The following is a 15,906-nucleotide window of genomic DNA, read 5'->3' as shown; positions in this document are numbered from 1 at the left end:
AGACGATATTTGTCAGACCCTTGACGGTCAAGGGTCATACGAATACGTTGACGCCATCGAGCCGAGGAGGTCCGACGATGCCGGGAGAAGTGCCCGAGAAGGCCCGCCTGCAGCCCGTCGACGAGAGCGAGCTGCACGAGAAGACCCTGGCGTCGCTGGCGCCGTACCGCGATCAGGACGGCCGGATCTACACGATCTGGGCGACCCTCGCGCACCACGAGGACGCGCTGCGCCGCTTCCTCGTCTTCGGCAACCACGTGCTGGGGAAGAACACCCTGCCGCTGAAGTCCCGCGAGCTGATGATCCTGCGGATCGCCGCCCGGGCGCAGGCGGCGTACGAGTGGGACCAGCACGTGCGCATCGCCCGCCGCGCCGGACTCGCCGACGGGACGATCCTGGCCGCCGCGACCGGCGCGGGGGACGGCCTCGACGAGCTGGACCGGGTGCTGCTCGCCGCCACCGACGCGCTCGTCGAGACCCAGAACGTTGACGACGACCTGTGGGAGCGGCTGTCGGCCCACCTGAGCACCGAGCAGGTCATCGACGTCCTCTACACCGTCGGCCAGTACCTGACCATCGCGACCGTGATCAACACGCTCGGGGTCCGGGTGGAAGGCGATCTCGCGCTGCCCCTCCCCCTGCCCACCGACTCGAAGGATGTGCCCGCATGAAGCTCGCCCACCTCGCCGGCCGCCCGGTCGTCGTCCGCGACGACCTCGCCCTCGACATCGCGGACGCGAGCAAGGGAGCGATCGAGCCGCGCCTGGAGGTCCTGTCGGACCTGGCCCTGCACGACGAGCTGCGCGCCCTCGCCGAGCGCGCCGACGACGCGGACTGGAAGCCGTTCGACCGGCACCACCTGGGCCGGGTCGCCAAGCCGTACAAGGCGATCGGGGTCGCGCTGAACTACCGGGCGCACGCCGAGGAGTCGAATCTGCCGGTCCCGGACGAGCCGTCGGTGTTCGCGAAGTTCGCCTCGTCGGTCGTCGGCCCGTACGACGCGATCGTGGTCGAGCCGCAGTACGACAAGGTCGACTACGAGGCCGAGCTGGTCGTCGTCATGGGCCGGACCGGCAAGAACATCCCCGAGGCCGAGGCGTGGTCGTACGTCGCCGGTGTCACCGCCGGTCAGGACGTCTCCGACCGCAAGGAACAGTGGCGCAAGCCGATCAACCAGTTCACGCTGCCGAAGTCGTACGACACCTTCAGCCCGATCGGGCCGTACCTGGTGACGCTCGACGAGTTCGCCGACCCGAACGACATCGAGGTGGCGGGCTGGGTCGACGACCTCGAGGTGCAGCGGGGCCGGACCTCGGACCTCATCTTCAGCGTGCCCGAGCTGATCGCCTGGCTGTCGAAGCGGGTGACGTTCGAGCCGGGCGACCTGATCTTCACCGGCACCCCGGCCGGCTGCGGCGTCCGCCGCACTCCGCGCCTCTACCTGACCGGGGGTAAGGTCCTGCGGACCGAGGTCACCGGCGTCGGCACTATGGTCAACCCGGTCGTCGCCGGTTGACTCCAGCCGGTCGAACCCAACGGAAAGGGCGGGAGATCGTGACGGACACCGTGGGCGAGCCGGGCATCGCCGGCGCCAGCCGGACCCGGGAGTTCTCCGAGCTCCTGCGCCACCACCATCGTGAGCTGGGCACGACCGAGCCCCGGGATCTCGACGCGATCGAGATGGTCACCGACCTCACCCGGCTCGAGGCCCGGCTGACCAAGGACTTCGAGAAGCATGTCCACCGGCCGCTGGGCCTGACCTGGGCGGGCTTCCGGATCCTGAACGCGCTCTGGGTCTACGGGCCGCTCGCCCAGCAGGACATCGGGCGGGTCTCCGGCTCCACCCGGGCCTCCATCTCCAGCGCGCTCGCGACCCTGGAGAGCCGGGGTCTGGTGGCCCGCGAACGGGTGGAGTCCGACCGCCGGCAGCTGACGGTCGAGCTGACCGCCGAGGGCCGCGAGACCCTGCGCCGGGCCATCGAGGCCCAGACGCGGCGCGAGCGGGCCTGGACGGGCGTGCTGCGCGACGACCAGCTCAGTGAGCTGGTGCATCTGCTGCGTACGCTGGTCAACCAGGAGACCCCGGCCGACGACGCCTGAGCCCTGCCGCACCGCGATGCCCTGCGACAGGTCCGTCCTCCAGATCGTCAGAACTTTTACCGTCAAACCTCTAACAAATCCCATCGAGGCGCTTTAACGTTCATCCACCCTCCCTGACGCCCCTCGCGTCGGTTTCTCAAAGGAGAGAATCATGGTCCGTCGTGTCGTCACCGGTGTCAGCCCCAGCGGCAAGCCCGTGATCGTCAGTGACGGCGAGCCGCCGCGCACCCGTCAGTACACCCACACCCCCGGCTTCGCCCGCTCCCTGGTGTGGAACACCTCGGCGCCCGCCGTCCCCTCCGCGGACCCGACGGCGGACCTCGTGTCCTTCGTCCCGGCCCCCGGCGAGACCGTCGCGCTCACCGTCACCTTCCCGCCGGCCGGTGTCTACGCCGACCCGACCTGGGACCCCGCGGCGGCCGGCGCCGAGCAGCTGGAGGCCACCCCCGGCCTCGCCGAGCTCTTCGAGCCCGACAACCCGGGCATGCACACCACCCCCACCGTCGACTACGGCGTCGTCCTCAGCGGCGAGATCGTCCTGGACCTCGACGGCGGCGAGACCGCGGTCCTCAAGCCCGGTGACCTCGTCGTGCAGAACGGCACCCGGCACGCCTGGCGCAACGACACCGCCGAGCCCGCCACGGTGTTCTTCGTCCTGATCGGCGCGGACGGCACCCCGTGAGCGCGCCCGCCACCGCCGCACCGGGCGCACCGGTCGTCGAGCTCGACCTCGAGGACCTGCGCCGCGACCCCTACCCCGCCTACGCCGAGCTGCGCCGCACCGCACCGCTCGCCTGGGTCCCCTCGGTCGGCCGGCATCTGCTCACCCGCCACGAGGACATCGTCCGCGCGGAGAAGCTGCCCGAGGTGTTCTCCTCCCGTGAGGAGGGCTCGCTGCTGCTGCGCACGGTCGGCCCGAACATGCTCCGCGAGGACGACCCGGACCACCGCAGGCTGCGGTCGGCGGCCGAGCCGCCCACCCGCCCCCGCCAGGTCCGCGACCTGTGGGCCGGCGCCTTCGAGAAGACCGCGCACGACCTGCTCGACGGGATCGCCGGCCGCGGCGAGGCCGACCTGATCGCCGACTTCGCCGAGCCCCTCGCCGCCGCCAACCTGGCCCTCGTCCTCGGCCTGCGCACCGCGAGCGCCGCGGACGTCTCCGACTGGTCGCGGGCGATGATGGCCGCCAACGGCAACTACGCCGACGACCCGGACGTCTGGCTGCGCGCCGAACGGGCCACCCGCGCCATCGAGGACGCGGTCGCCGAGGCCGCCGAGGCCGCCCGCCGCGAGCCCGACGGCTCGGTGATCTCCTCCATGGTCCACGCGGCCGCTCCGGTGGAGCTCTCCGAGATCCAGAACAACGTCAAGGTGATCATCGGCGGCGGGGTCAACGAGCCGCGGGACGTCTTCGGGGTCGGCGCCTGGGCACTGCTGAACCGCCCCGAGGTGCTGGACCGGGTCCTCGCCGACCCGGCCGCGTGGAAGCGGGTCTTCGAGGAGACCGCCCGCTGGGTCTCGCCGATCGGCATGTACCCGCGCCAGCTCACCGAGGCGTACGAGATCGCCGGGGTGACCCTCCCGGCGGGCAGCCGGGTCGCGCTGGTCATCGCCTCGGGCAACCGGGACGAGTCGGTGTTCGAGCGGGCCGGGGAGTTCGACCCCGACCGGCCGCACCGCCCGCACCTCGCGTTCGGCGGCGGTCCGCACTTCTGCATGGGCGCGTGGGTCGCGCGCCACGAGGTCAGCGCGCTCGCCTGGCCCCTGATCTTCAGCCGGCTGCGCGGACTGCGCCTCGCCGAGCACCCGGACGACCGTCTGGACGGCTGGGTGTTCCGCGGGCTGACCTCGCTGAACGTCACCTGGCAAGCAGCCTGAGCCGTTCCCATCGGCCGTCCTCATCGGCCATCCCCATCGGGAGAACCTCATGCCCACCGTCATCTTCCAGTTGCCCGACGGGACCGAACACAAGGTCACCGCCGCGTCGGGGACCGTGCTCATGCAGGCGGCCGTCGCGAACGGCGTACGGGGCATCGTGGCCGAGTGCGGCGGCAACGCCTCCTGCGCCACCTGCCACGTCTACGTCGACGCGGCGCACACCGGGCCGGCGGGCCCGCCGAACGACGTCGAGGACGAGATGCTGGACTTCACCGCCGCCGAACGCCGGCCCACCAGCCGTCTCAGCTGCCAGGTCCGCCTCTCCGACGCCCTGGACGGACTGGTCGTCCACATCCCCGAGGAGCAGGTGTGAGCGCGGGCGTGGTGATCGTGGGCGGCGGCCAGGGCGCCTTCAGCGTCGCCTCCACCCTGCGCGCCTGCGGCCACGACGGTCCGGTCACCGTGTTCGGGGCCGAGCCGCATCTGCCCTACCAGCGGCCTCCGTTGTCGAAGAGGGCGCACACCGGTCCGGACGGTCCCGAGGTCTTCCTGGTCCCGGAGACCTTCTACCGGGAGCGGGACATCGACCTCAGGCTGGACGACGAGGTCGTCTCCCTCGACCCCGCCGCCCGTACGGTCCTCGCCCGCTCCGGCGCCCGCGTCCCGTACGCCCAGCTGGTCCTCGCGACCGGCGCCCGCAACCGCCCGCTGCCCGTCCCGGGCGCCGGCCTGCCCGGCGTGCACGCCGTGCGCTCCCTGGACGACGCGCTGACCGTCGGCGCGGCGCTGACCACGGCCCGGGACGTGGTGGTCGTCGGCGGCGGCTTCATCGGCCTGGAACTGGCCCGGGTGGCCCTGGGGCAAGGCGCCCGGGTGACCGTCGTGGAACTCGCCGACCGGCTGCTCGGCCGCGCCGTCTCCCCCGTGCTGGAACCCCTGCTGCGCGAGCGCCACGAACGCTGCGGCGTCCGCTTCCTCACCGGCACCGCCGTACGGGCCCTGGAGGGCTCCGGCCGGATCGAGCGGGTCGTGACGTCCGCGGGCGTCCTGCCCGCCGACCTCGTCGTGTACGGCATCGGCGCCGCCCCCCGCGACGAGCTGGCGCGGGACGCCGGTCTCGCCGTGGACGACGGGGTGCTGGTCGACGAACTGCTCCGCTCGGTCTCCGACCCGTGCGTCTCCGCCGTCGGCGACTGCGCCCGCGGCCCCCATCCGCACGCGGCCGGACCGGTGCGGCTGGAGTCGGTGCAGAACGCCACCGACCAGGGGGCGCTGGTCGGCCGCCGACTCGCCGGGCGGCCGCCGGAGCCGTACGCCGGGCTGCCGTGGTTCTGGAGCGACCAGGGGGACGTCAAGCTCCAGATCGCCGGGCTGCGGGCGCCCTCCGACGACGTACGCCTGGCGGCCGGGGACTCCCCCGAGCGGCTGGCCGCGTACGCCTTCCGGGACGGGCTGCTGGTGGCCGTGGAGACCCTGGACTGGCCCGCCGAGCATCTCGCGGCACGCCGGCTCCTGGAACGCGGGACCCCGGTGACCGCCGCCGAACTGGCGGGGACGACCCTCGGCGCGCTCGCCCGCGCGAGACGCGCGGCGGAGGTGCGGACATGACGAGCACGTTCGGCGCGCATCTCACCGCCGCCGCGGCCGAGACCCCCTCCCGGACCGCCCTGGTCTTCGAGGACCGCACCTGGACCTATGCCGGGCTGGAGCGCGCGGTCCGGCGGACCGTCGCCCGCCTGGACAAGCACGGAGTGCGCCCGGGCGACCGGGTGGTGATGCAGGGGGCGGCCCGGCCCGAGGCCCTGATCACGCTGTTCGCGGTGACCCGGATGGGGGCGGTGCTGGTGCCGCTGCACCCGCAGGTGACCGGCGGCGAGCTGGCGGTGGTGTGCGAGGAGACCCGGCCGGTGGCCGTGGTGGCCGACGGGGGCTTCCCGGCGGGTACGGGGCACCGGCTGAGCTGGGCGGACCTGCACCCGGCCGGGGACGAGGGAGCCTTCGGGGACGAGGACCCCGCGCCCCCCTCCTTCGGTCCGCCCGCCGGGTCCGACGTCGCGGTCATCGCGTTCACCTCCGGCACCTCCGGCCGGCCCAAGGGCGTGGCGCTGACCCACGACAACCTCCACTGGAGCATGGTCAACGGTCTGGCCCGGCTGCCCTTCGGGGAGGACGACACCGCTCTCGTCTCCACCCCGCTGGCCCATGTCGCCGTGCTCGGCGGGCTCCCGCAGTACACCTGGGCGCGGCGCGGCACGGTGGTGCTGGCCCCGCGCTTCGACCCGGACCTCTTCGTCGACCTGGTCCGCGAGCACCGGGTGACCTGCGCGTTCGCGGTGCCCGCGATGTCCGCCCTGCTGGCCCGGCACCCCCGGTTCACCGGCGGCGACCTGGACACCCTGCGCTGGATCCTGTCCGGCGGCTCACCCGCCCAGAGCGCCACCCGCGAGCTGTTCCGGGCCCGCGGGATCGGGGTGGTCAACTCCTACGGGCTGACGGAGACCGCGGCCGGGGTGACGTACTCGGCGCCCGAGGCGCCGGCCGGGTCCACCGGGTCGCCGTGCCCGCACGTCGAACTGACGGTCGTGGACCCGGAGGGGACGCCCGCCCCTGCGGGCACGCCCGGCGAGATCTGGGTGCGCGGGCCCTCGGTGGCCGCCGTGTACTGGACGGCCGCCGGACCGGTGCCGGTGACCGACGGCGCGGGCTGGTTCCGGTCGGGGGACCGGGGCCTGTTCGACGCCGAGGGGCGGCTGTCGGTCGTCGGACGGCTGAAGGACACCATCATCACCGGCGGGGAGAACGTCGACCCCGCCGAGGTCGAGAACGCGCTCGCGGATCTGCCGGGGATCGTCGAGGTCGCGGTGTCGGGGGCGCCGGACCCGGTCTACGGCGAGGTCGTGACCGCCTTCCTCGTCGTCGGCGCCACGCACCCCGGTGGCTCCCCGTCCCTGGAGGACGTCCGGGGTCATCTCGACGGCCGGCTCGCCCGGCACAAGTGGCCCCGCCGGGTGCGCCTCGTGCCCGCCCTGCCGCGCGGGGCCACCGGAAAGCTGCAGCGGACGCGCCTCGCGACGCTGCTGGACGACTGAACCGCCGTACCACCACAACCCACCGGGACCGCACCGCAACGGGTGCCGTCTCTCCCACCCATACCCCGAAGCCCTCATACCCCGAGGAGACGCCATGAGTGCGACCATGCGAGCCGCGCGGATGCACAGTGTCGGCGAGCCGATGAAGATCGAGGAACTGCCCGTTCCCGAGCCCGGCCGCGGCGACGTCCGGGTGGCCGTGCACGCCGTCAACATCGTGCCCAATCTCGCCAACATCCTGAACATGTGGACCACGTGGTTCCCGGACAGCCCGCTGCCCACCCTGCCCGCGATCTTCGGTCTCGACCCGGCGGGGGTGATCGAGGAGATCGGCGAGGGCGTCGAGGGCTTCGAGGTCGGCGACCGGGTGTACGTCAACCCGGGCCGCTCCTGCGGCTCCTGCCGCTCGTGCCGGAGCGGCGACTCGATCAACTGCGCCAGCTACGCCTTCGCGGGCTACTTCGGCTTCTCCCCCACCGCGATCCACCTCCTCGACCGCTACCAGGGCGGCCTGGCCGAGTACATGGTGGCCCCGGCGTACAGCCTGGTGAAGCTGCCCGACAACCTGTCCTTCGAGGCGGCCGCCCGCTTCGGCTACATCGGCACCATGTACTCGGCGCTGCGCAAGGCCGAGGCCGGCCCCGGAAAGACGATCCTGATCAACGGGATCAGCGGCACGCTGGGCATCGCCGCCGCGCTCCTCGCGCCCGCCATGGGCCTGACCCATGTGTACGGCACCGGCCGGGACCGGGCCCTGCTGGAGCAGGTCGGCAAGCTGGCCGGCGGCCGGCTGCGGCTGCGCTCGCTGGACGACGGCCCGCTCGACGAGTGGGTCCGCGAGGAGACCGGCGGTCACGGCGCCGACATCTACATCGACGCCCTCGGCCCGGGCGCCCCGCACGAGACGTTCCGGGCGGGTATGCGGGCGATGGCGCGCGGCGGCATCGCAGTCAACATCGGCGCCGTCGCGGGCGATCTGCCGATCGACATCCACCGCATGATGGACCAGCAGCTGCGGCTGATCGGCTCGGCGTGGTTCACCTCCGCCGAGGGCCAGACCATGGCCGACATGGCCGGGGCCGGCCTGCTGGACCTGAGCCCCCTGGAGCACCACGTGTACCCGCTGGACCAGGTCAACGAGGCCATCGGCGGTATCGCCGTGCGCAACGGCGGCTTCAGCAACTTCATCATCGACCCGCGGGCCTGATTCCCGACCTCTCTGGAGACCGACCATGCACACAGCGCGCACCGGCCGCCCGGCCGACCCCCTCGACCTCCTGGAACTCGACAGCCTGCTCAGCCCCGAGGAGCGGGCGGTGCGCGACACCGTGCGCATCTTCTGCGAGCGGCGCGTCGACCCGTACATCGCCGACTGGTTCGAGCAGGGGGAGATCGAGGACATCCGCGGCCTCACCAAGGAACTCGGCGAACTGGGCCTGCTGGGCATGCACCTGGAGGGCTACGGCTGCGCCGGCATGAGCGCGGTCGACTACGGCCTGGCGTGTCTGGAGCTGGAGGCCACCGACTCCGGGCTGCGCTCCCTGGTGTCGGTGCAGGGTTCCCTGGCCATGTACGCGATCCACGCCTTCGGCTCCGAGGAGCAGAAGCGGGAGTGGCTGCCGAGGATGGCGGCGGGCACGGCGATCGGCTGCTTCGGCCTGACCGAGCCCGACTCCGGCTCCGACCCCGGCAGCATGCGCACCGCGGCCCGCCGCGACGGCGACGACTGGGTGCTCGACGGCCGCAAGATGTGGATCACCAACGGCTCGGTGGCCGATGTCGCCGTGGTCTGGGCGCGTACCGAGGACGGCATCCGCGGCTTCGTCGTCCCGACCGACACCCCCGGCTTCTCGGCTCCCGCTATCAAGCACAAGATGTCCCTGCGGGCGTCGGTGACCAGCGAACTCGTCCTCGATGCGGTACGACTGCCCGGATCGGCCGTGCTTCCTGGGGTACGGGGCCTGCGCGGCCCGCTGTCCTGCCTCGGCGAGGCCCGCTACGGCATCGCCTGGGGCGCGATGGGCGCCGCCCGCTCCGCGTTCCGGGCGGCGCTGGCCTACGCGGGCGACCGGGTCCAGTTCGGCCGCCCGATCAGCGGCTTCCAGCTGACCCAGGCCAAGCTCACCGACATGTCCCTGGAGCTGAACAAGGGCATCCTGCTGGCCCTGCACCTCGGACGCGTCAAGGACGACCGCGGCCTGCGCCCCGAGCAGGTCAGCCACGGCAAGCTCAACAACACCCGCGCGGCACTGGAGATCTGCCGCACCGCGCGGACCGTGCTGGGCGCCAACGGCATCTCGCTGGAGTACCCCGTCATCCGGCACGCCAACAACCTCGAGTCGATCCTCACCTACGAGGGCACGGTCGAGATGCACACGCTGGTGATCGGGCAGGCGCTGACGGGCCAGGCGGCGTTCCGGTGACCTCGGACATCCGCAGGGTGGGGGTCGTCGGCTGCGGGCTGATGGGCGCGGGCATCGCCGAGGTCTGCGCCCGGGCCGGGCTGGACGTCGTGGTCCACGAGACGGGTCCGGACGCGGCCGAGGCGGGCCGCGCCCGGATCACCGCCTCGCTGGAGCGTGGCGTACGACGCGGAAAGCTCACCGGCGCGGACCGCGCCGCCGCCCTCGACCGGCTGCGGGTCACCCCCGACCTCGCCGCACTGGCCGACCGGGACCTGGTGGTGGAGGCGGCGACGGAGGACGAGAAGGTCAAGACCGATCTCTTCGCCGAGCTGGACCGGATCGTCACCCGCGAGGACGCGATACTCGCCTCCAACACCTCGTCCCTGCCCATCATGAAACTGGGCATGGCCACCACCCGCCCGCACCAGGTGATCGGGGTCCACTTCTTCAACCCGGTCCCGGTCCTGGAGCTGGTCGAGATCGTGCCGTCTCTCCTGACGAGCCCTCAGACTCAGTTCCGCGCCGAGGAGTTCGTCACGTCGGTCCTGGGCAAGAAGGTGATCCGCGCCCAGGACCGGGCGGGCTTCGTGGTGAACGCCCTGCTGGTGCCGTATCTCCTGTCGGCGATCCGGATGCTGGAGTCCGGCCACGCCTCGGCACAGGACATCGACACGGGCATGGTCCTTGGCTGCGCCCACCCCATGGGCCCCCTGAGCCTGGCGGACCTGATCGGCCTGGACACCCTCAAGGCCATAGCGGAGGCGATGTACGCAGACTTCAAGGACCCCCAGCACGCCCCACCACCCCTACTGCTACGGATGGTGGAGGCGGGCCTACTGGGCCGCAAGTCAGGCCGAGGGTTCCATGAATACGCCGGTAACACCTGAGGGGCGCGGGGAACTGTCCGACCAGCCCCCACGGCGCCGCACCCCCTCACGCACGGCACTTGGCAGACGAGGCGAACGCATCGGCCCCCGCCAGATCGAAGTCACCGTGATCACTGCCGAGCCCCTGCGCGACCAGCGCGGCAGCCGCACTGCCCAGCACCGCCGCGTCACCGGGCGTACGCCCCAGCCCGACCCCCCGCAGATACCCCGCCGAGAACGCGTCCCCGCAGCCGGTGGTGTCCACGACGTCCACCACGAACGCCGGCACCGGCTCCGCCCCGTCCGCACTCACCACCAGCGCCCCGTCACCACCCCGGGTGACCGCGACGACCCCCACCCCGGCGGCGAGCAACTTGCGCGCACCGGTGAGTAGATCCTCCTCGCCCGTGAATCCCAGCACCTGGTCCTCGTTGGGCAGGAAGTGGTCGACATGGGGCAGCGCCGCCTCGATCTGCTCGAAGCTGCCGAGCACGCCGGGCGCGAGCAGGTCGACCGAGGTGACGACCCCGTGTTCCTTCGCGTACGACAGGATCCGCGTCGCGGTGTCGACCCCGATCAACTCGGGCCCGCCCAGGTGCAGATGGGTGGCCTCGGCAAGGGCGTCCCAGGGCACGTCGTCCACGCCGTAGGTGATGTTCGCGCCGAGCAGGTGCAGCGAGGGCCGGTCGCCGTTGGGGCGGATGGGCAGGACGCTGGCGGAGGTCGCGGTGTCCGTGCGGCGGACCAGGAACTCGGTGTCGATTCCGGCCCGGTTGAGCAGCTGCACGAGCATGTCGCCGCTGGGGTCGGAGCCCACGGCGCCGGCGCTGTACACCTGCGCGCCCAGCTTGGCGAGGGTGAGGGCGGTGCCGCCGGCCGTTCCGGCGGCGGTCATCGGGATGTCCTCGACCAGGGTCGCGCCCTGTCCCTCGGGTATCGCCTCCACCGGCCGCACCAGGACGTCCAGCACGTGCACGCCCATCGTGAAGACCTTCATCTGCTCCCCCTGTTTTCCTCGTGCGCGGGTGGCATCGGACGGGTGGTTCCGTAGTTGCGGGCGATCGCCGCCTCGATCACCGCGAGTTGCTGCTGTTCGTCCAGGAAGCGGGGGGTCCCCATGGAGGCCGCGCGCTGGTAGACGCCGCAGGCCCATTCGAGGAGCAGGGCGTGTTCGACGGCCTGGTCGAGGGTGACGGCGTGGGTGACCGAGCCGTGGTTCGCCATCAGGGCGGCACTGCGCCCCTCGAGGGCGGTGAGCACCGACTCGGCGAGCTCCGGGGTGCCGAAGGTGGCGTACGGGGCGACCCGGACCGAACCGCCGAGGGCGAGCAACTGGTAGTGGATGCACGGGAGTTCGTCGAGCACACAGGACACGGCGGTGGCCTGGGGCGCGTGGGTGTGGACGACCGCTCCGGTGCCGTAGCGGCGGTAGACGCCCAGGTGCAGTTCCAGTTCCGAGGTCGGCTCGTACGTCCCCTCGACGAGCTTCCCGTCGAGGTCGACCACGGTCACCTGGTCCGGGGTCAGCGCGGCGAGGACCGCTCCGGTCGCGGTGATGGCGACCCGGTCGTCGACGCGGACGCTCACGTTCCCGGCCGTGCCGATGAGGAGGCCCTCGGCCCCCAGGCGCCGGCAGGCGTCCGCGACGGCGGTCCGCTCCTGGCTCGGCGTCGAGCTTGAGGCGGTCATGGGCGCGAAGGTAGCGTAAACGTGAAACAAAGTCACGTTCACGTTCGGAGCCGGTTCTTGGACACTCCTCTGCGCCGCACCCCCCGCCAGGCACGCAGCAAGGCCCGTCTGGCGCTGCTCCTCGGGGCCGCCGAGCGCATCCTGGTCCAGGAGGGCGTGGAGGCGCTGACGACGACCCGGGTGGCTGCCGAGGCGAAGGTCTCCGTGGGCTCGCTCTACCAGTACCTACCCGATCGCGGCGCGATCATCGACGCCCTCGCGGCGGGGTATCTCGCCCGCCTGGAGGCCGTCACGGACGATCTCGCCCGGGCCGCGGCCGTGGAGCGGTGGGAGGACCCGGTCGGGGTGCTGATCGACGCGTACGCCGGGATCTACCGGACGGAACACGGTTTCCGGGCTTTGTGGTTCGGCAGCGGGCTGACCGAGCGGACCCGGGCGGCGGACCGTGAGCACAAGCGCCGGATGGCCGACGGGATCCGCCGGGTGCTGCTCGCGCTGGACGTCGTACGCGACGACGAGCCGCTCGCCCGCGCCTGCCATGCCGCCGTCCTCGCGGCCGACGCGCTCGCCCAGGAGGCGTTCCGCCGGGACGCGGACGGGGACGCGGCGCTGCTCGACGAGGCGAAGGTGATGCTGCGCGGCTATCTGACGGACGTCGTGGCCCGCTACTGACCCCTCGGCCCGCCGGACCGCACGGCCTGCACGAGTCTTTCCGAATACGGTCAGTGGTCGTAGGCGGTCAGTGAGCGGCTGACCGCCTGGCCGGTCTGGAAGTTGGCCCGCCGTTTTGTTCCAGGTCGAGCCGGCCCTTGAGGGTGTCGTTGACCGACTCGATCAGCTGGCGGACCTTCTCGAGCATCGGCTCGCCGGGCCGCAGGATCTCCCACCAGGTACAGCCCCGGCCCCCAGAAGGACCGCGAATGCGACACGCAGTAACCGTAGTTGGCCCAGCCCGCCGACTCCGAGCGCTTGACCGTGGGGCGGGACATCCCGCACGGCACCGGGGCGAGTCCGTGATCCACACGGTGTCGTGCCAGAAGTCGGTGCGCTGCGGGATCAAGGGGAACATGTCCTGCAGGTGTGAGCGGACATACCGCAGCCAGCGGGCCTCGCGGTGGAAGCCGCGCATCGCCTGCGTGACCGCCAGACACAGCAATTCCCCGCCATGTCGTCGTCGATCTTCACGTACAGTGCGGTCACGCGGGTGTTCGGGTTCGTCGTCACAAGCGATCATGAACACCCTCTCTTCATGTCCGCAGGCATTTGGAAAGCCTCGTCCAGGCGTGGGGATCGCCCTCGCCCTGTACTTCCGCTCGCGGCGCCGGCACGTCTACAACCGGCTCGGCAGAGCCGACCGGGGTATCGACCTCACCGACGAGACCTGACCGAGCCACGGTCCCGCACCGCGCCGCCCAGCGAGCCGCCCCGGACACTGCGGCACTTGGCACCGAATGGTGGTCAAGCGCACCGCCACGTCGGCCAGGTCGCCGCCGGGAAGCGGTCGCCAACGCCGAGGCCGGGGGCGGCGGTGGGCTCCGGACCGTACGGGACAAGGTGGTCGACGGCTCGGCCCCGTTCATCTGGCGGGCCGGCCGGGTGCGCGGCTCGCGGCCGCGCTGAGCATCCGCGTCGCCAAGGACAAGCTCCTTGAACTCCTCCGCGGGTTGCCGGAGTTACCACAGTTCAGCGTGCGGGTCCTCGGGGTCGACGACTTCGCGTTACGCAAGGGCGACTCGTACGCCACGATCCTGGTGGATCTGGAAGGCCGGCGCCCGGTCGATGTGCTGCCGGGCCGGGACGCCGAGCCACTGGCCGACTGGTTGCGCGGTCACCCCGAGATCGAGGTGATCTGCCGGGACCGGGCCGGCGCCTACGCCGAAGGTGCCCGGAGCGGGGCTCCGCAGGCCCGGCAAGTGGCAGACGCCCGGCACCTGCTGCGCAACCTCGCCGAAGCTGTGGAGAAGACGGTCGGCGCCCATCACCCGTGCATCCGCGAGGCGTTCACGACGCCCCCGTCCGCCCCGGAGTCCGCCGCGGCACTCAGCGGGACGGCGGAGCCACCGCCGGAAGGGGCCTCGTTCGTCCCGCCGGACGGCACCCGGGACGTCCTCGGGCACCCGCGGCGGCTGGTGGCCCGCACCACCGATCGGTACACGGCGGTGCAGCAGTTGCTGTCCGAGGGTAAATCCCTGGCCGCGATCGGCCGCCGGCTGCGGCTGGACCACTCGACCGTACGGCGCTTCGCCCGCGCTCAAAGGCTCGACGAACTGCTGGTCAAGGCCACCAACCGGGCATCGATCCTGGACGAACACAGGCCCTACCTGCACATGCGTTGGCGCGAGGGCTGCCGCGACATCCCTCAGCTGCACCGGGAACTGCGCGCACGTGGCTTCACCGGAGACATCCAGTGCGTCCGCCGCTACTTCCGCCCCTTCAAAAGGCCGTACAGCCCCAAACCGAAGAACCAGCCCGCGCCCGTTCCCGAGCTGCGGCCCGCCCCGAAACCCCGGCGCGTCGTCCGCTGGATCATGACGAACCCCGGACACCTTGCCCCGAGGCCGACGCGGCCGAGCTCAAAGAGATCCGGGCCGCCTGCCCACACTCGACGCCACCGCACGCCACGTTCGCGACTTCGCCGACATGATGCGCGATCTGCGGAGGCGAGGAACTGCCCGCGTGGATGGACCGCGTCCTCGCAGACGACCTGCCCGCTCTGCATTCCCTGGTCAACGGCATGAAGAGGGACCCGGACGCGGTCACAGCCGGCCTGTCCATGCACTGGAGTTCTGGCCAGGTCGAGGGACACGTGACCAGAGCCGAGCTCCTCAGTAAGCGGGATGCTGTCATTTTTGATGGCGGGCTGGGGCCCGCCCCGGTAAGTTAGCGATCTTCGGGCGGTGCTCCCCCGGAGTCCTCGAAGGCGAACGTTCATGAAGAACCTCGACCTATCCCGCGCCCGGCTTCGCCTCGACGCCGCACTGGATGGCCTGGCAGTCACCTTCCGGGGGATGACCGCTCACCCCGACGAGCACAACTGCGACTGCCACTGGGGCAGCGCGGAAGATCTTGCCCAACTCAAGGTGGCGGACACGGAGCTGGACCCCGACCTCCTGCAGCGCACATGGGAGGCCATCGACTGGAGCGATCACGCGTCCGTCCTGCGCAGGATTCTGCCCCAGTTCGCCACGGCCCTCGTCAGCGGCCTCATCGAGCCCGTCTTCGGCATGGAAACGGTCGGGCGCTCGTTCGCACTCGGCCACTGGCAGCAGTGGCCTGCTGAGCAGGCCGCGGCAGTCGAGGAATTCCTGCACGCCTGGTGGGCGCACACGCTCACCGATCAGGATCCCGCCGTACCCGCGTGCGAGGTCCTCATACTGAGCGCCGAGGCAACGGGCGCGCTGAGCCCGTGGCTCCACACCTGGGAAACACTGACCGGGCCCGCGGCCGACCACCACCTGGCCGAATTGGCGACACAGTGGGAGTACGACCTGCTCGGTGACCAACTGCCCTGGGACGCTTGGGAGAACGGGGAAGAGATGCGCGCCGAGCTGACTGTCTGGCTGGTCCGCCATGCTCCAACCCGGCTACGCGCCATCGGCGTGTCCGAAGAACTGCTTCACCGGATACGGCTGCTCGGGGTCACCGGTCTTGACCGTTGGGAGGACCCGCACTGGCCCGGCCACCGCTACTGATCCACCGAACGCGCGATGCCCCCGACTGCGTAGAAGCAGCTGCGCCGGGGGCAGGCCGCATCACAAGATCTCCGACAGAGCCCGAAACCGCACTGGAGTACCGGGAGCGGGCGGCCGCAGCTGAATGAGGCCGCGCCGCTTTTCCCGTCCCGCTGTCCACCGGACACCCGTCGGGCACTTGATGTTC

Annotated in this window: 16 protein-coding genes and 1 pseudogene; 14 read left to right on the top strand and 3 right to left on the bottom strand. The window is 71.8% G+C overall.

Annotated features, from left to right (window positions below):
* The first annotated feature begins 77 nt into the window (after nucleotides 1-77).
* From ABZ464_RS22335 to ABZ464_RS22285, 11 genes are all read left to right on the top strand, one after another.
* The gene (locus ABZ464_RS22335) at nucleotides 78-671 is read left to right on the top strand and encodes a carboxymuconolactone decarboxylase family protein (protein WP_359279372.1); all 594 of its coding nucleotides are present in this window, start codon (nucleotides 78-80) and stop codon (nucleotides 669-671) included.
* Nucleotides 668-1,516 (top strand): fumarylacetoacetate hydrolase family protein, encoded by an 849-nt coding sequence (locus ABZ464_RS22330; protein WP_359279371.1) that lies wholly within the window; start codon nucleotides 668-670, stop codon nucleotides 1,514-1,516. The genes ABZ464_RS22335 and ABZ464_RS22330 overlap by 4 nt, the downstream gene beginning before the upstream one ends.
* Before the next feature lie 38 nt (nucleotides 1,517-1,554).
* Nucleotides 1,555-2,100 (top strand): MarR family transcriptional regulator, encoded by a 546-nt coding sequence (locus tag ABZ464_RS22325; protein WP_359279370.1) that lies wholly within the window; start codon nucleotides 1,555-1,557, stop codon nucleotides 2,098-2,100.
* A 151-nt stretch (nucleotides 2,101-2,251) separates the two neighbouring features.
* Nucleotides 2,252-2,782, top strand: coding sequence for a cupin domain-containing protein (locus ABZ464_RS22320; protein ID WP_359279369.1), 531 nt, complete (start codon nucleotides 2,252-2,254; stop codon nucleotides 2,780-2,782).
* A complete protein-coding gene (locus ABZ464_RS22315) occupies nucleotides 2,779-3,978 on the top strand; it encodes a cytochrome P450 (RefSeq protein ID WP_359279368.1) in 1,200 nt (399 codons plus the stop codon). The genes ABZ464_RS22320 and ABZ464_RS22315 overlap by 4 nt, the downstream gene beginning before the upstream one ends.
* A gap of 49 nt (nucleotides 3,979-4,027) precedes the next feature.
* A complete protein-coding gene (locus ABZ464_RS22310) occupies nucleotides 4,028-4,351 on the top strand; it encodes a 2Fe-2S iron-sulfur cluster-binding protein (protein ID WP_359279367.1) in 324 nt (107 codons plus the stop codon).
* Entirely contained in the window at nucleotides 4,348-5,586 is a 1,239-nt protein-coding gene (locus ABZ464_RS22305; RefSeq protein WP_359279366.1) for an FAD-dependent oxidoreductase, read from the top strand. Before ABZ464_RS22310 ends, ABZ464_RS22305 begins: the two co-directional genes overlap by 4 nt.
* The gene (locus ABZ464_RS22300; protein WP_359279365.1) at nucleotides 5,583-7,067 is read left to right on the top strand and encodes an AMP-binding protein; all 1,485 of its coding nucleotides are present in this window, start codon (nucleotides 5,583-5,585) and stop codon (nucleotides 7,065-7,067) included. The genes ABZ464_RS22305 and ABZ464_RS22300 overlap by 4 nt, the downstream gene beginning before the upstream one ends.
* Before the next feature lie 94 nt (nucleotides 7,068-7,161).
* A complete protein-coding gene (locus ABZ464_RS22295) occupies nucleotides 7,162-8,274 on the top strand; it encodes an alcohol dehydrogenase catalytic domain-containing protein (protein WP_359279364.1) in 1,113 nt (370 codons plus the stop codon).
* 25 nt (nucleotides 8,275-8,299) lie between these two features.
* A complete protein-coding gene (locus tag ABZ464_RS22290) occupies nucleotides 8,300-9,490 on the top strand; it encodes an acyl-CoA dehydrogenase family protein (protein WP_359279363.1) in 1,191 nt (396 codons plus the stop codon).
* The gene (locus ABZ464_RS22285) at nucleotides 9,487-10,359 is read left to right on the top strand and encodes a 3-hydroxybutyryl-CoA dehydrogenase (RefSeq protein ID WP_359279362.1); all 873 of its coding nucleotides are present in this window, start codon (nucleotides 9,487-9,489) and stop codon (nucleotides 10,357-10,359) included. The genes ABZ464_RS22290 and ABZ464_RS22285 overlap by 4 nt, the downstream gene beginning before the upstream one ends.
* Nucleotides 10,360-10,405: 46 nt before the next feature.
* On the opposite strand, the gene ABZ464_RS22280 is transcribed toward ABZ464_RS22285, so the two are convergent.
* Nucleotides 10,406-11,335, bottom strand: a complete 930-nt coding sequence (locus tag ABZ464_RS22280; RefSeq protein ID WP_359279361.1) for a carbohydrate kinase family protein — start codon at nucleotides 11,333-11,335, stop codon at nucleotides 10,406-10,408.
* The gene (locus ABZ464_RS22275) at nucleotides 11,332-12,027 is read right to left on the bottom strand and encodes a class II aldolase/adducin family protein (protein WP_359279360.1); all 696 of its coding nucleotides are present in this window, start codon (nucleotides 12,025-12,027) and stop codon (nucleotides 11,332-11,334) included. The genes ABZ464_RS22280 and ABZ464_RS22275 overlap by 4 nt, the downstream gene beginning before the upstream one ends.
* A 57-nt stretch (nucleotides 12,028-12,084) precedes the next feature.
* Between ABZ464_RS22275 and ABZ464_RS22270 the strand changes: the two genes are divergently transcribed.
* Complete coding sequence (locus ABZ464_RS22270) at nucleotides 12,085-12,699, top strand: TetR family transcriptional regulator (protein ID WP_359279359.1); 615 nt, start codon at nucleotides 12,085-12,087, stop codon at nucleotides 12,697-12,699.
* A 50-nt stretch (nucleotides 12,700-12,749) separates the two neighbouring features.
* Here the strand turns inward: ABZ464_RS22270 and ABZ464_RS22265 are convergent.
* Nucleotides 12,750-13,251 (bottom strand): annotated as a pseudogene (locus tag ABZ464_RS22265) (hypothetical protein).
* A 464-nt stretch (nucleotides 13,252-13,715) separates the two neighbouring features.
* Between ABZ464_RS22265 and ABZ464_RS22260 the strand changes: the two are divergent.
* Both ABZ464_RS22260 and ABZ464_RS22255 read left to right on the top strand, forming a co-directional pair.
* The gene (locus tag ABZ464_RS22260; RefSeq protein WP_359279358.1) at nucleotides 13,716-14,765 is read left to right on the top strand and encodes a transposase; all 1,050 of its coding nucleotides are present in this window, start codon (nucleotides 13,716-13,718) and stop codon (nucleotides 14,763-14,765) included.
* 192 nt (nucleotides 14,766-14,957) lie between these two features.
* The gene (locus ABZ464_RS22255; RefSeq protein ID WP_359279357.1) at nucleotides 14,958-15,719 is read left to right on the top strand and encodes a hypothetical protein; all 762 of its coding nucleotides are present in this window, start codon (nucleotides 14,958-14,960) and stop codon (nucleotides 15,717-15,719) included.
* The last annotated feature ends 187 nt before the right edge of the window (nucleotides 15,720-15,906 follow it).

The organism is Streptomyces sp. NPDC005820 (assembly GCF_040630255.1).
Taxonomy (GTDB): Bacteria; Actinomycetota; Actinomycetes; order Streptomycetales; family Streptomycetaceae; genus Streptomyces.
This window is presented reverse-complemented; position numbering and strand designations above follow the sequence as displayed.